This is a genomic window from Kosakonia arachidis, from assembly GCF_900116535.1.
GTDB classification, from domain to species: domain Bacteria; phylum Pseudomonadota; class Gammaproteobacteria; order Enterobacterales; family Enterobacteriaceae; genus Kosakonia; species Kosakonia arachidis.
In genome coordinates this window covers 559,357-573,364 of the sequence record NZ_FPAU01000004.1, presented here as the reverse complement: position 1 = coordinate 573,364, position 14,008 = coordinate 559,357, and the positions used below count along the sequence as shown (strand labels likewise).

Genomic DNA, 14,008 nt, shown 5'->3' with positions numbered 1-14,008 from the left:
CAACGGAGAGCATTATGACGAAAACCAGCGTGCGCATTGGCGCATTCGAAATCGATGATGCCGAGTTGCAGGGAGAGAACCAGGGGGAGCGAACGTTACATATCCCCTGTAGTTCCGATCCTGATTTATGTATGCAGCTTGATGCCTGGGACGCGGACACCAGCATTCCCGCGCTCCTTAACGGCGAACATTCGGTTCTCTATCGCGAGCACTACGATCAACAATCTGATACCTGGGTTATGCGCCTTGCCTGATCCAATGGAAACCCGTCCGTAAGACGGGTTATTTACTTACCTGATTTCCCCTGCCTGAATTCATCCCCTACACTTATCAATACGTTGTCCGGAACTGAGGGACGGAATGTTCGCGCTGGTCTTATTCGTTTGCTACCTGGACGGTGGATGTGACGACATCGTAGTCGATGTGTTTAATACGGAGCAGCAGTGCCTTGTTGCCATGGACAATCAACGCATACGCTATGGTGGTTGTTTTCCCATCGAAGAGTTTATTGATGGCTTCTGGCACCCGGCCAATGAATTCAGCGATTTTTAGCTACTGTAATTGCACCAGCGTCAACTCGCCGCCGAAGACGGCACCGGTGTCGATGTAGTGCTGGTTTTGTTTGTCAATACGCGCTTTCAGCGGCGTATGACCAAACCAGAAATGATCGGCCCCCGCAATACGCTGCCCTTTTCCTGCCAGCCATTGGTTGAGTCTGTCACGACGCCACAGCACCGATTCGCCGTTCACGGCTTGCTCCCACTGGTACTCTTCAGCCGGGTAATCCGCATGCGCGATGACGTTCACCGCGCCACCACAGCGTAGCTCCAAAATATAAGGCAATTCAGCGCAGGTACGCAGCGCTGCCAGCGCTTCTTGCTGTTCAGCCTCGCTGAGAGCACTAAACCAGCCACCACCATTGAGTTGCCACATCGCCATATCGCCAAAACGCAAGGCGTCAATCGCCATCTGCTCATGATTACCACGCACGGTCTTAAACCAATTCTTTTTGAGCAGAGCCAGGCAGTGCAGACTATCCGGCCCGCGATCGATTAAATCCCCCACGCACACCAGCAGATCCTGGTAGGGATCAAAATGGCGCTCGCGCAGCGCCTGCATTAAACGCTGGTGGCAACCATGCAGATCGCCAACCAGCCAGATATGCCGCCAGCACTCTCCATCAAGACGTTGATACATAATTCCCCCCTTTTTTTGAGTATAGGAAAATCCTTGACAGATGGCTTAATAATCACATTCAGACTGTTAATTAAATAAAGGTTAAATGAAAGAGAAATAAAAAAATCTCGCCTATTAATTTGTATTTCTTATACCTCTAAAATGTTAATACATTATTTAGAGGCTATTCATCGTGTCGAATATTAGTCAACCAACAGAACTTAAACAAAATAATAATTCACACATTATTAGCGATCTGGTGAGTGGCCGCATTGTGCCCGGCCCTATATGGAAAAAGCGAGAGTATCGCCTTAAGTTTCTGCTGCGTTCGCTGCTATTCTGGTCCGCTACCAACCGCATGCTTAATGCGCTTTCACGCCGTGCGGATTTCGACCGTCTGTTGGCGACCCAAATCACACTGCCGAGTAAATCGCACCGTCAGTATCTGACACGCGGCTTACATGCCTCACAGCGCGCCGATGCCATTATTAACCACTACCACTGGCTTGATAATAACGTATCGCCGCAACTGGCCGCCGCCCTCAGTGCGACTGAACCCACGAAGATCCTTGAGTTTATGGGGAAAGATGAGACGCATTTCACGGTGTATGCTTCTAACGCCAGCAAAGCGGAGCGCGAAGGGGAAAGCACACTCTGGTTGTACGATGGCGACAATACGTTACTGGCCAGCGCGACGTTCAGCGTGATCAGCGAAAAAGGTCAGCAAATTCTGGTCATTGGTGGTTTGCAAGGTCCGCGCAAAGAGATCAGTCATGAGGTGATTAAACTGGCGACCCGCGCCTGCCACGGCGTATTCCCGAAAAAAATCATCCTTGAAGTACTTAGCCAGCTCGCCACGCTGACCGGCGTTTCGGCGATCTATGGCGTCAGTGATAACGGGCATGTCTTCCGCGCACTGCGTTATCGCCTGAGCAAGGGGCGACATTTCCATGCCAGTTATGATGAATTTTGGACCTCGATTGAAGGGGTAAAAGATAATGCCTGGCGCTGGCGTTTGCCGCTGACATTTTCGCGTAAGTCGATGGAAAGTATCGCCAGTAAAAAGCGTGCAGAATATCGCCGTCGTTTTGAGTTACTGGATGATGTGACGGAAAAAATGCATTTATTGGTACTCAAATAAATACGAACGGGCGATGAATTACCCCGCCCTTTTATTTTTTTACAAGCAAAACATCATTCGCGAATAATAGGTCCGCAAGATATAGTCACCCCCCTTTATTTATTAACCATGGTGATAATTATCTTGCCTGACGGTCCACATTCCAGATGTGCCAGCGCCGCTGGCAACGCTTCCAGCGGATAAACCTGGTCTATCACTGGGACAAATCCTTGTTGGTCGGCGGCTGCGCAGAGATCTTCAAGCGCCCGCCGGTGTCCGGTACCAATGCCATAAAGATGCAGATCCTTAAACAGTAACGGTTCCAGTGGCGAAGAAACCTCGAAACCTGCCAGCGCACCAATTAGATAAATTTTCCCGCCCACCGCCGCCATTGCGGCGGACTGACCCAGATGGCTGCCGCCGACAAGTTCCAGCACATGTTCCACCCCACGATCGCCGGTTAATGCCAGTACCGTTGCCACAACATCCTGCTGGCGATCGATCACCTCATCCGCACCCCACAGTTTTGCCTGTTCATACTTGCTGCTCCGTGTCACTAGTAAGGTACGAGCCCCTTTCATTCGGGCAATCTGCAGTGCGGCCAGCGCCACACCACCGGTTCCTTCGATCAACACCGTTTCATCGCGCTGAATGTTGCCACGTTCGACCAGCGCGAACCAGGCAGTGAGCGTAGCGCAAGGTAAAGTGCTGGCTTGCACATGATCCAGAGAAACCGGTTTGCGCACCAGCCAACTCTCTTTCATCACGACATACTCCGCCAGTACGCCAGGATAGAATCCGCCCAGCGTCCGGTAGGCCATTTCACGTGCGTTACCCGGCCGCGGCCCATCCTGCCACTCCGGCGTAAAGACAGAAATCACTTCATTGCCAGGCACAAAGCGGGTCACATTCGCGCCGGTTGTCACTACACAACCGGAAAGATCGGAACCGGGTGTAAAGGGAAAACGCAGGGGTAAACCGCGCCCATTTTCGATGACCATCAGGTCCCGATGATTGAGGGCAACCGCCATCACTTTTACCAGCACTTCATCCGCTGCGGGCCGTGGCCGGGCAACATGTTTCAGTGCTAACGCGTCACGTCCTGTCTGGTTCATTTCCCAACGTTTCATGGTCTTCATCGCTTCTTCTCCTCGGTTATTAATCTGTTTTGCATTCTGACAGCGCCGGGATTGCGAATTAATACCTTATAATCTGCATGAACTGGTGAATGAGGGACAACAATATGAAAGGTACCGAATACACGGAACTGGTCGCTTTTCTGGCGGTTGCCGAGGAGAAAAACTTCCGCCGCGCCGCCGGAAGACTGGGGCTATCCCCGTCAGCGGTGAGTCATACCATTCGCGCGCTTGAAACACGGTTGCAGGTTCGCCTGTTCAATCGCACCACGCGCAGCGTTTCACCGACACAAGCCGGGCTGGATTTTATTGCCAGACTCTCTGTACCAATGCAGGCGCTGGAGAATGCCGTTGAGGCCGTCAGCGAAACGGGGCCGGTGCTGCGGGGAAAGCTGCGCATCAACCTGTCACGTCTGGCCGCGCAACGAGCCATTCTGCCGAAGCTGCAACGGTTCATGTCGCTTTATTCCGGCATCCAACTTGATTTAGTTATTGATGACCACCTTGAAGATGTGGTGGCTGCCGGGTTTGATGCCGGGATACGCACAGGAGACCGCGTACCAAAAGACATGATTGCAGTGCGCATGACCGACGATCTGCAAATGGTGATTGTCGCCGCGCCCTCCTGCTTCGGCGAGCAGCCGCTTCCCACGCGGCCTGAAGCCCTCAGCCAGTATCGCTTGATTAATTATCGCTGGAGCGAGAATGGCGCGCAGTATCGCTGGAAACTGCAACACGGCAATGAAAAGGTCGAGGTTGCCGTCGATGCAGCATTAACCGTCAACGATATTAATGTACAACTGGCCGCAGCTAAATCGGGCGTCGGGCTGGCTCTATTAGAACAGCAGCAAGTTCAGTCTGCCATCGAAGCAGGAACACTTATTCACGTCCTGCCGCAGTGGCATAAACATGAAGAGGGATTCTTTCTTTACTACCCGCACAACGCTTTTATGACACCGGCAATGCGCTTGCTGATTGATTTTTTTCGCCTGGAGTCAGGCTCACGGCCACACCGCTGAACGTGAGTCTGCCAGCGGGCAAAGAGAGGCATTCTCTGCTTTCACCCGCCCCACTTCCGTAATACGCCGGTTTTTAGTTATTGACCAGATTTTCCCTGATAGCCTGAATGGACTAATGGCGGCGTTCCGCCCCACCCCAGAAGCAGACTGAAGGCAGCGGGTAACACGGTCAGCGTGACCAGCGTAGCCACAATCAGCCCGCCAATAATCGCGTAGGCCATCGGCCCCCAGAATACCTGATGCGAGATAGGGATCATCCCGAGGATAGCGGCGCAGGCGGTCAACATTATGGGACGCGCCCGGTGCTCCGTCGCCGCCACAATGGCTTCGTTTGCGGCCATCCCCTGCGCCAGATTGCTGTCCACTTCGCTGATCAAAATCACCGCGTTGCGAATAATCATCCCCGCCAATGCAATCACCCCCAGCAATGCCACAAAACCCATCGGGGTGCCCGTCGGCAGCATCGCCAGGACAATCCCCGGCAGAGCAAAAGGAGCCATCAGCAGCGCAAGCAGCATGCGAGAAAAACGCTGCAACTGAATCATTAACAACGTCAGCATGACAACAATCGTTACCGGTAATACGGCATAGACCGATTGGTTGCCTTTATCGGATTCAGCCGCCGTCCCGCCTTCTTCGATTCGGTATCCGGCAGGCAATTGCGCACGCAGTTTATCCACTGTCGGACGCAGGCCAGCCGACACGCTTTCAGCGCGTACACCGGGTGCCAAATCGGTCTGGACTGAGATAAAGGGCAGACGCTGGCGACGCCAGATAACCGGATCGTCCACTCCCCAGGCCAACGTAGCGACTTCGCTCAGTGGTATTTTTGTGCCCTTTGCCGTAGGTAACATCAACGTCGACAGCGTGCCAAAATCCAGCCGTTCGCGATCGTTGCCGCGCAATACAACCCCGACCAGCCGATCGTTATCCCGCACTGTAGTCACCGTGCTGCCGGACCAGACGGTATTCAGCATCTGCGCGATACTTTCTGATGATACCCCTGCAGCCCGCGCTGCCGTCTGGTTGACCTGAACTGTAATTGTCCTCTCCGGCTCACCGGCGGTCAGATTCACTTCGCGGGTCAGTGATGAAGAGCCTATTTCTGCTGCCAGACGATGCGCAAACCGTTGCACCTGCGCATAATCCGGCCCGCTCACCCGGTATTTTACCGGCCAGCCAACGGGCGGCCCTAACTCGAGCGGTGAAACACGGGTTGTCAGATCGGCGAACTGGTTGGAAAGCAACGTCGTCAGTTGCTGGCGCAGGCGATCCCTCGCCGCCAGATTTTTCGCCACTACCACCAGTTGCGCGGTGTTTTCATTATCCAGCAACACATCCATTGGCAGATAAAAACGTACTGCACCGGAACCGATATACGTGGTGTAGTGATCGATATCCGCATTGCCCTTAAGCGCTTTTTCCAGGCGTTCCGCCTGCCGCTCCATTTCAGGCTGAGAGGCATTTGCCGGCAGGGTCAGGCTGACCAGAAGCTCCGGGCGATCCGAAGCCGGGAAAAATTCTCCCTGCATCCAGCGTGTACCGATCCCCGCCAGCGCGAGTGCGGCCACGGCGATCATCAGAGTCGATAAACGGTGACGTAGCACCCACGCCAACAAAACCCGATATGCACGCGCAAGCCGTCCCGCGCCACGGACGTGCCTATGGATTTGGGCTGGCAGCAACCAGGTACCTGTCAGCGGTGAAAAGAGTATGGCGACTACCCATGAGCAGAGTAAGGCAATCAACACTACCGCAAACAGGGAAAAACAGTATTCTCCGGCGCTACTGGCGGCAAAACCAACGGGGATAAAACCGGCGATCATCACTAACGTTCCGGTGAGCATAGGAAATGCCGTGGTTTTGAATGCATAGGTGGCGGCGCTTTTGCGCGACTCGCCAGCTTCCAGTCGGGTAACCATGGTTTCGACGGTGATCATGGCATCATCCACCAATAGCCCCAGCGCAATGATCAGCGCCCCCAGAGAAATGCGTTGTAACCCAATTCCAGTCAGCATCATCCCGGCAAAGGTCATTGCCAGTACCAGCGGTATCGCGGCGGCAACCACCAGCCCCGCGCGTAACCCCAGTGAAACAAAAGAGACGGCAAGCACAATCAGCACGGCCTCAACCAGCACCCGGACAAAGCCGCTGACCGCGTCGCTCACCACCGCCGACTGGTCTGCTACCTTCACCATCTCAATGCCATGGGGCAGTTGCGTCTCGACTTCTGCCATTCTTGCGTTCAGTGCCTGGCCGAAACGCAGCATATTGCCGGTGGCGGCCATCGAAATGGCCAACCCGATCGCAGGCTGGCCGTTGACACGAAATACTGGCGCTGGCGGCTCGGCAATCTGACGGCTCACAGTAGCAATATCGGTCAGCGGAATATAGCGGTCGTTGATATGCAGGGTGACCGCCCGCAGACTCTCCTCGCTGGTCAGTGCGCCGCTGACGCGCAGCGCGACATTATCTTTGCCGGTACGAAGTGCCCCGGCCGGTTCGACGGCATTTTGCGCGGCTAGCGCATCGCTCACCTGCTGAATATCCAGCCCCATCCCCGCCAGTTGCCGGGGCGAAAAGGCAATCACTATCTGTTCCGGCTGTTCACCCAGCAGGGTCATTTTGCCCATGTCCGGAAGCGACATCAGGCCGCGGCGGATCTCCTCCACACGATCGCGCAGTTCACGCGCACTATACCCCTCCGCCGTGAAGCCATAAATTGTGCCAAAGGTATCATCAAACTCATCATTCACTGCCGGGCCTTGCGCGCCCTGAGGCAGCGAGGTGGCAATATCCTGCATCTTTTTGCGGATCTGATACCAGATGTCCGGCACCTGCCGCGGCGGCGTATCGTCGCGCAGATTGACATAGATAACGGCGCTGCCAGCCCGGGTTTCACTTTCGATATAATCCAGATGCGGGATCTCCTGGAGTTTCTTCTCCAGCACATCGGTAACAAGCCGTGTTGTATCGGCAACCGTAGCACCAGGCCACTGGGCAGAGACCACCGCCGTTTTGATTGTGAAAGCCGGATCTTCATTACGCGGCAAGTTTTCGTAACACAGCACACCGGTCGAGATAATAAGCAGCATAAAAAAGCTTACCAGTTGCTGATGTGCCAACGCCCAGGCAGAAAGATTAAAACGCGGTTCAACAGGCATCATGGCTGCGGCTCTCCGGCAATTACCGGTTCACCGGCACGTAGTTTGCTTACGCCTGCGGTGATAATTCTGTCACCGACGCCCACACCTGAAGCAATCACGGCGGATGTTGCAGAGTATCCGGCAAGCGTGACCGTGCGTAATTGCGCCTGTCCATGCCCGTCGATAATAAACACCGCAGGTTGATCGCCAAGGCGGCTGAGTGCTGATGCCGGTACGGTATACCCGCCCGGCATCGCTGACGGTATCTCGACACTCGCACTGGCTCCCAGTGCCATCGCCGCAGGCGGAGCATCTAATGTTACCCTGACCTGCCAGGTGCGGGTCTGTGGATCGGCCTGCGGGCTGATATCACGCAATTTTCCGCTGGCGCGGATAGATGGGTTTGCCAGCAAGGCCACTGGAAACCGTAGCGCGTTTGACGATGGCGCAGACAAGCACTGCGGATCGGCAATATCAAAAACCACATCACGCGCGTCACTGGTGGCCAGCGTGAAAATCGTCTGCCCTGCACTGACTACCTGCCCCGCCGAGGCGCTGACGTAAGTGATGATCCCCTCCGCAGGCGCTGTCAGTTGGGTCCAGGCCAGATTGTCCTGTGCAGTATGCATTGCGGCGATACTGCTTTTCAGGCGGGATGCGGCCGCCTGCCAGTCGGCGCGAGCGCTATCAAGCTGAGTGCGGGCGATGGCCCCGGAAGGCATAAGCTTCTGCATCCGGCTCAGGTTAAGTGCCGCAACGCGTTCGGCGGCACGAGCGCTTTCCACATCGGCGGTGGCGCTGGTCAGTTGGTTTTTCCCGGTCTCGCTTTCAATGGTGGCAAGCACCTGCCCGGCATGCACCCGCTCGCCAATATCAACCAGGCGGTTGACTATTCGTCCGTCGAGTCGAAAAGCCAGAGCCGTTTCATCGTGGGCGCGGATCTCCCCGGTGCGCACGGTCACCGGATGTGCGGATACCGCACCGATAACCTGATAACGAACAGGCCTTGGCGGCGCGGGATTTTCATTATGTTTTTCTCCGCACCCTGTTAACAACGGCAGAACCGCAGTGAGAAACAGTAGAGGGAGCAGAGAAAAGAGGGAAATCGTGCGTGCAGCGGTGAAAAGATGATGCAGGCACTGACGCATATAATCGCAAAACTGTTCAGACATAACACCACTCCGAATCGGTAATGGCGTCATTAAATCCGGCTTGCGTCGAGATTCGCTCCAGTTTTCGTCAAGAATCCATCAAGAGTGTGTAAATTACCCCGCCGTACCTGTGGGAAGCGAGATACTGACTTTCAGGCCCCCTTTTTCCGGTAATGCAGCGCTGATGCTGCCGCCATGCGCATGGCAGATGGCGCGCGCAATCGAGAGCCCGAGGCCACTGCCTCCAGAATGCCGCGCCCGCGACGTTTCTGCGCGGGTGAAGCGCTCAAACATCAGCGGCAGGAAATCTACCGTCACACCCGGTCCATCATCCTCAAAATCAATCCAGTAGGCGTTATTCTGTTGTTGAAGAATGATGGATAAATGGCCGTCCCGCCGACCATAGCGCAGCGCATTTTCCATCAAAATGGTAAAAATTTGCCCCAGGCGAAACGCGTCGCCAATGAACATCGAAGGCGCACTTGCGGAAACGGTAATCGTCAGACCATTACTATCAGCCAGCGGTTTCAGCCATGCCGCGCGCTCATTTAACAGTTCCGCCAGAGACACTGGCTGGAGCGTAAGCGTAAGCTGTCCCGCATCAGCCAGTGACAAAAGGTGGAGTTCATCCGTCAGTTGGCTAAGATAGTGCAACTGCTTCATAACCATTCCCAGTTGCGCTTCGCTCGGTTCAAACACCCCATCCAACATGCCCTGCAAACGACCAATAGCGGCCGTCAGCGGCGAACGCAGTTCATGTGCCATTGCCACATGCGAAGCCCGAAGCTCGCGCTCATATCTCGCCAGTTGGCGCGTCATGCTGTTGAAGTCGCTGGCAAATCGCACCATTTCTTCAGGTGCTTCTTTTACCAGCTCCGCCTGGCTGCCAAACTGTCCGTGCGTGACTTCGTCGGCCGCATCGCGCAAACGGCTGAATTGCAGCGCCAATGGCCGAGCATAGCGAAGCCCCATAATGACAATAAAGGGGATCATCACCAGCACCAGCACTGCGACCATTATCCAGTCCGCAGAGGCAATCGAGGGCGTGGAATAGCTCAACCCCCACCATGTATCGACAATATCGTGGAAGCGCGACGGATTGAGTTGCGGGTTGTCTTTCAGGGCAATAAATTCAGTGCGTACCGGGGCAGGCATATGGTGCAACACCCAGAAATTCTGCACGGCGTAGCGCAACCACATACATAACGCGATAATGATGACAGAACCGATCGCCAGCGCAAGGATACGCCCGCAAATCCAGCGCCAGAACGACTGATGAACCGATTTTTTCATGGCTGCCGGAACCTGTAGCCGACCCCACGCACATTGGCTAAAACGCCCGTTACACCCGCATTTTCCAGTTTTTTGCGTAAATTATAAACGTGGGTATCAACGACCCTTTCCAGCGCCTCGCTTTCTGGCAGGCACTGCTCAAGCAGGAACTGGCGTGAGAAAGGTCGCGTTGGATGGCGCAGTAACGTAGTTAAAATCGAAAACTCTGCTGGCGTCAGTTCGAGAAAACGCTCGATGTTATCCGGCTGCATGACCGCTGCCGTAATTGCGGTGGTGTTCACTTCCAGATGCTGCCAGCGCAGGATCTCTTCTCGCGTTTCGGTGCGGCCAGTGCGTCGCAGCACCGCCTGCACGCGAGCCACCACTTCGCCGGGATGGTAGGGTTTTACGACATAATCATCCGCACCGTAACGCAATGCGCCGATACGATCGGGAGTATCGCCCATCGCCGTCACCATAATCACCGGTACGTCGCTTTTGCGGCGGAGAGCCGCCAGCACTTCCGTACCATTCATTCCCGGCAACATCACATCCAGCAGGATTAGATCGGGCTTCCAGCGTTGAGCCAGCTCAAGCCCGCTAAGGCCATCGACGGTCAACGATACATCATAATTTTCACGACGCAGGTAGGCTTCCAGCACGTTCGCCGCATCGACATCGTCTTCGATCACAAGAATTTTTCGGGACAACATTTTCTCACCTTGACCGTTTCTTAACACTTTCCTGACCGTTTATTGATATGAGCCGGATATCTTCCGTACTCAGAAGATGGTAAAACCTTGCCGAAACAGCATATTCCCCAATAAGCGAGATGTGATGATATCGATAAAAACCGCATTGTACAGGAGCAGTCCATTACTGGCCGCCTTCGCATTTTCAGCTCATGCTGATGAGGATGCCGCAGCGCAAAATGCGTTTACCCTTGGCATCGGGGGGCAATATGGCCCTCGCTACAGTGGCTCAGACCAACAACGTCTGCAAATTGTTCCTGTAATACAGGCACGCTGGAACGCGCTCTTTTTTGATTCGCAAAAAGGGCTGGGCTACGACTTGCAGGCCGAGAACGGTCTCTATCTCGAACATACGCTCGGTTATGGGCTGGGACGTGCCGATAGCAACTCGAGTTGGCGCGATGGCGCAAACAATTTAAAAGGGATGGGTAACATTGATGCCACCCTTAATACGGCAATGGCTGTCGGCTGGAGCATTACCCCCTGGCTTAACATTGAAGGAAAAGCCACCCTTCCCCTTACCGACGGCCAGGGCGTGCAATACCAGACATCGCTGATGTTAATTCCGCTGCAAACCGCCAGCGATACCCTTGTTTTTCAGTCTGTTGCGCTATTTGGCGATAGCCGTTACATGAATACCTTTTATGGCGTCAGCAGAGAGCAAAGTCTGCGTAGTCGGTATGCTCTCTATGCTGCAGAGGGGGGGTTCTATGGGGTGGACAGTAACCTGATGTGGAATCATCAATTTAATGAGCACTGGGGGGTAATGATGAGTGTCGGTGATAGCTGGTTGAGCGACCATGCTGCAGACAGCCCACTGGTGCAGCGCCGTAATGAAGGTACTGGCGAGTTGGCCTTTCTTTATACATTCTAGTCGGTTAAGAAGGGAAGACACGCCCTCGTCTGCCCACGTAGCCCTGATAACGCGATCATTACGGACATAAGCCGCTCTTCGGCTTTTCTGCAACATCCGAAGAGCGTATTTACTGCGCTAGTCGATTTGCACAACCCAATGGAGTTTGTTGACCTGGAAACCCAAACGCTGCGCAATTGCGAGATAAGTTTGCTTCACCGCATCCGGAATGGTCGGCGTACGCGAGAGGATCCACAGGTAATCGCGATTTGGCCCACTCACCAGCGCGTACTGATAGTCATCATCGAGAGCAATAACGTTATAGCCGCCATAGAACGGGCCAAAGAACGAGACCTTCAGCGCGGCGGTCGTTGGTGAGCCGGTAAACAGGGCTTTGCCTTCGCTCTCACGCCATTTTTGCTTTTGCAGATCGTAACCCCGATTAAGCACGCTAATTGCTCCGTCTCGGCGCTGACCATAGGTCGCGGTGACCTGCTCCAGGCCCCGCTCGAAGCGGTTTTCCAGCCGTGCAACTTCGTACCATTTGCCAAGATAGCGGCTGACATCAAAGCCAGTAACGGGCTGTACACCTTTCGGCGGAGTAGGCGACTTGCAAGCCACCAACGTCAGTGCAATCGCTACGCCAGTCAAAACAGGCCAGAATTTCATGTGCGTTCCTTTTCTCTGTGGCATCAAGAGTAGTGTGGATAACGTATGCTCAGCATAGATTATGTATAGGGAGATGCTTCTCAGCATATGCTCAGTCATAAAACATCGCTATGACGAAAAAATACCTGGACGCGCGCGGTGAAGAGTATGTTATCGTTTTGTCGATATGCATGAGCCTGGTGAATATTTCAGAGGGAACCGATAGATTCCATGGACGAATGCAGATAAAAAAAGACCGAATACGATTCCTGTATTCGGTCCAGGGAAATGGCTCTTGGGAGAGAGCCGTGCGCTAAAAGTTGGCATTAATGCAGGCTAAGTCGCCTGGCACTTTAAGAATAGATGACGGCGGCAGCTTTTCCAGTCCGCGACAAAAGTGGTCAGAAAAATTCGCGCATCGTCATGCTAAAAAATGCTAAAACCGCAAGATTTGCTCAGACAAGCTTGCGGTTTTTTATTGAATATCAGTCAATTAATGTAGCCCGTTAACAAAGTTTCTCTGCCCGGGCGATAAACGGGTCAAGGCTCATCTTTTCACCAGGTTTCGCGGGATCATTAACCTGAATAATGCTGATCGGTTGCCCACTGGCTTTGCCGCTGGCGACCTGCTTTTCCGCCACATCATTCAGCGGGTATTGCACCAGCGTGCTGGGATTGATGGCATAAAGCGCATGTCCTGGACGACAGGTCAGCATGATCTCTTCGCGATCAAATGCCCATTTGTCTTTGCCTATTTCAAAGCGGCTGACGGTGATCACCTGTGGTGCAGCAAGCGCCACACCTGAACATGTCAGCATTAACAGTCCTAATACGTTTTTTTTCATTCTTTCCGCCTGGTTCAGTCAAAAAGGTTCCCATGTTGCAAAAAGGCTCACCACAGCAAGCACCAGCGCACCCAGCCCCAGTTCGGCCCAGGTCAGGACGATAAATCGCTGTCGCGCAGCATCATGATGCGGATTCAGACGCGGCACCAGAACATACCGATTCACAAGGGCAATTACCACCATCAGCGCCACGAGCGCACACTTCAGCAACAGCATTCTCCCCCAGTCATTTTGCCAGGGACGCTCTACGCCTTCGATCAATAGCGTATTGACCACACCGGTTACCAGTACGCCCGCAACCGCAAAATGGCCATAGTGGGAAAAACGCAGCATGGCCGAGATGGCCGCCGTACGTGACTGCCCACGGGCCAGACGCATGCAAAACAGTACCGGCAGCAATCCGCCGATCCACATCGCCGCACAAAGCAGATGCAGCGCATGATTGCCACGCTGGAGAACGCCCATTGCCCCTTCGCGCATTGCCGCGTGTCCGACTCCCGCAGCCAGTAGAAACTGTATAGCCAGCAGTGCGAAGATGCGCCGCTGTTGTTGAGGTTGAAGGAATATGCTTATCAGCGTCAGGAGGGCAATGATGATTTGCCACGCCCAGATCGTACCAAAGCCGGTCGCCGCTACCGCCAGCCAGGTTGAGGGTTGCCAGACATCTCCCCAACCCTCCCCCATTAATCCGCCCTGGAAAGCGAACATCAGGATTGCGCTAAGAGCACTCAGCCATAAACATCCACGCTGAAGAGGAAGAAAGCGTCGGGTAATCAGACGCTCCAGGCTGCGCGGAACCAGCCACGCGCTGAACAGTGCACAGCCAAACGAGAGCATCAGCGCAGCGAAATGCACAAATCGCAACCCAACAAAAGCGGTCTCCAGCATTT

14 protein-coding genes are annotated in these 14,008 nt (G+C 54.3%); 5 read left to right on the top strand and 9 right to left on the bottom strand.

Going from position 1 to position 14,008, the window contains the following annotated elements:
• The first annotated feature begins 14 nt into the window (after positions 1–14).
• Together BM427_RS17675 and BM427_RS17670 are read left to right on the top strand one after the other, a co-directional pair.
• Positions 15–254, top strand: coding sequence for a YebV family protein (locus tag BM427_RS17675; RefSeq protein WP_007371619.1), 240 nt, complete (start codon positions 15–17; stop codon positions 252–254).
• Positions 255–360: 106 nt separating this feature from the next.
• Positions 361–552 carry a YdfD/YebW family protein gene (locus tag BM427_RS17670; RefSeq protein WP_090123707.1) on the top strand — a complete coding sequence of 64 codons (192 nt, stop codon included), beginning with the start codon at positions 361–363 and terminating at the stop codon, positions 550–552.
• On the opposite strand, the gene pphA is transcribed toward BM427_RS17670, so the two are convergent.
• A complete protein-coding gene (gene pphA / locus BM427_RS17665; protein WP_090123705.1) occupies positions 553–1,197 on the bottom strand; it encodes a protein-serine/threonine phosphatase in 645 nt (214 codons plus the stop codon).
• Positions 1,198–1,369: 172 nt separating this feature from the next.
• On the opposite strand from pphA, the gene BM427_RS17660 reads away from it, so the two are divergent.
• A complete protein-coding gene (locus tag BM427_RS17660) occupies positions 1,370–2,317 on the top strand; it encodes a VirK/YbjX family protein (RefSeq protein WP_090123704.1) in 948 nt (315 codons plus the stop codon).
• Between the two features lie 95 nt (positions 2,318–2,412).
• Here BM427_RS17660 and BM427_RS17655 read toward each other — a convergent pair whose 3' ends face one another.
• Entirely contained in the window at positions 2,413–3,435 is a 1,023-nt protein-coding gene (locus tag BM427_RS17655; protein WP_090123702.1) for a zinc-dependent alcohol dehydrogenase family protein, read from the bottom strand.
• 104 nt (positions 3,436–3,539) lie between these two features.
• On the opposite strand from BM427_RS17655, the gene BM427_RS17650 reads away from it, so the two are divergent.
• Positions 3,540–4,451: a LysR family transcriptional regulator gene (locus BM427_RS17650; protein ID WP_090123701.1), complete on the top strand. Its 912-nt coding sequence runs from the start codon at positions 3,540–3,542 to the stop codon at positions 4,449–4,451.
• Positions 4,452–4,528: 77 nt separating this feature from the next.
• Here the strand turns inward: BM427_RS17650 and BM427_RS17645 are convergent, their stop codons facing one another.
• The 4 genes from BM427_RS17645 to BM427_RS17630 form a co-directional block, all read right to left on the bottom strand.
• Positions 4,529–7,618: an efflux RND transporter permease subunit gene (locus BM427_RS17645; protein WP_090123699.1), complete on the bottom strand. Its 3,090-nt coding sequence runs from the start codon at positions 7,616–7,618 to the stop codon at positions 4,529–4,531.
• Positions 7,615–8,769 carry an efflux RND transporter periplasmic adaptor subunit gene (locus BM427_RS17640; protein WP_090123698.1) on the bottom strand — a complete coding sequence of 385 codons (1,155 nt, stop codon included), beginning with the start codon at positions 8,767–8,769 and terminating at the stop codon, positions 7,615–7,617. Before BM427_RS17640 ends, BM427_RS17645 begins: the two co-directional genes overlap by 4 nt.
• 93 nt (positions 8,770–8,862) lie before the next feature.
• The gene (locus BM427_RS17635) at positions 8,863–10,041 is read right to left on the bottom strand and encodes a sensor histidine kinase (protein ID WP_090123696.1); all 1,179 of its coding nucleotides are present in this window, start codon (positions 10,039–10,041) and stop codon (positions 8,863–8,865) included.
• On the bottom strand, positions 10,038–10,733 hold the full coding sequence (locus BM427_RS17630) for a response regulator (protein WP_090123694.1): 696 nt from the start codon (positions 10,731–10,733) through the stop codon (positions 10,038–10,040). Before BM427_RS17630 ends, BM427_RS17635 begins: the two co-directional genes overlap by 4 nt.
• Positions 10,734–10,857: 124 nt before the next feature.
• Here BM427_RS17630 and BM427_RS17625 point away from each other — a divergent pair, with 124 nt between their 5' ends.
• Positions 10,858–11,646 carry a MipA/OmpV family protein gene (locus BM427_RS17625; protein ID WP_090123693.1) on the top strand — a complete coding sequence of 263 codons (789 nt, stop codon included), beginning with the start codon at positions 10,858–10,860 and terminating at the stop codon, positions 11,644–11,646.
• 117 nt (positions 11,647–11,763) lie between these two features.
• On the opposite strand, the gene blc is transcribed toward BM427_RS17625, so the two are convergent.
• The 3 genes from blc to copD all read right to left on the bottom strand — a co-directional run bounded on the left by blc (position 11,764) and on the right by copD (position 14,006).
• Positions 11,764–12,294 carry an outer membrane lipoprotein Blc gene (gene blc, locus BM427_RS17620; protein ID WP_090123691.1) on the bottom strand — a complete coding sequence of 177 codons (531 nt, stop codon included), beginning with the start codon at positions 12,292–12,294 and terminating at the stop codon, positions 11,764–11,766.
• 485 nt (positions 12,295–12,779) lie between these two features.
• The gene (locus tag BM427_RS17615) at positions 12,780–13,118 is read right to left on the bottom strand and encodes a YebY family protein (RefSeq protein ID WP_090123690.1); all 339 of its coding nucleotides are present in this window, start codon (positions 13,116–13,118) and stop codon (positions 12,780–12,782) included.
• 18 nt (positions 13,119–13,136) lie between these two features.
• Complete coding sequence (gene copD, locus BM427_RS17610) at positions 13,137–14,006, bottom strand: copper homeostasis membrane protein CopD (protein ID WP_090123688.1); 870 nt, start codon at positions 14,004–14,006, stop codon at positions 13,137–13,139.
• Positions 14,007–14,008: the final 2 nt, after the last annotated feature.

What these genes read in the sequence shown, in the direction of transcription:
- pphA (WP_090123705.1), bottom strand. Translation starts at nt 1,197, where the DNA reads ATGTATCAACGTCTTGATGGAGAGTGCTGGCGGCATATCTGGCTGGTT.
- BM427_RS17655 (WP_090123702.1), bottom strand. Translation starts at nt 3,435, where the DNA reads ATGAAGACCATGAAACGTTGGGAAATGAACCAGACAGGACGTGACGCG.
- BM427_RS17640 (WP_090123698.1), bottom strand. Translation starts at nt 8,769, where the DNA reads ATGTCTGAACAGTTTTGCGATTATATGCGTCAGTGCCTGCATCATCTT.
- BM427_RS17650 (WP_090123701.1), top strand. Translation starts at nt 3,540, where the DNA reads ATGAAAGGTACCGAATACACGGAACTGGTCGCTTTTCTGGCGGTTGCC.
- copD (WP_090123688.1), bottom strand. Translation starts at nt 14,006, where the DNA reads ATGCTGGAGACCGCTTTTGTTGGGTTGCGATTTGTGCATTTCGCTGCG.
- BM427_RS17625 (WP_090123693.1), top strand. Translation starts at nt 10,858, where the DNA reads ATGATATCGATAAAAACCGCATTGTACAGGAGCAGTCCATTACTGGCC.
- blc (WP_090123691.1), bottom strand. Translation starts at nt 12,294, where the DNA reads ATGAAATTCTGGCCTGTTTTGACTGGCGTAGCGATTGCACTGACGTTG.
- BM427_RS17670 (WP_090123707.1), top strand. Translation starts at nt 361, where the DNA reads ATGTTCGCGCTGGTCTTATTCGTTTGCTACCTGGACGGTGGATGTGAC.
- BM427_RS17635 (WP_090123696.1), bottom strand. Translation starts at nt 10,041, where the DNA reads ATGAAAAAATCGGTTCATCAGTCGTTCTGGCGCTGGATTTGCGGGCGT.
- BM427_RS17630 (WP_090123694.1), bottom strand. Translation starts at nt 10,733, where the DNA reads ATGTTGTCCCGAAAAATTCTTGTGATCGAAGACGATGTCGATGCGGCG.
- BM427_RS17675 (WP_007371619.1), top strand. Translation starts at nt 15, where the DNA reads ATGACGAAAACCAGCGTGCGCATTGGCGCATTCGAAATCGATGATGCC.
- BM427_RS17645 (WP_090123699.1), bottom strand. Translation starts at nt 7,618, where the DNA reads ATGATGCCTGTTGAACCGCGTTTTAATCTTTCTGCCTGGGCGTTGGCA.
- BM427_RS17615 (WP_090123690.1), bottom strand. Translation starts at nt 13,118, where the DNA reads ATGAAAAAAAACGTATTAGGACTGTTAATGCTGACATGTTCAGGTGTG.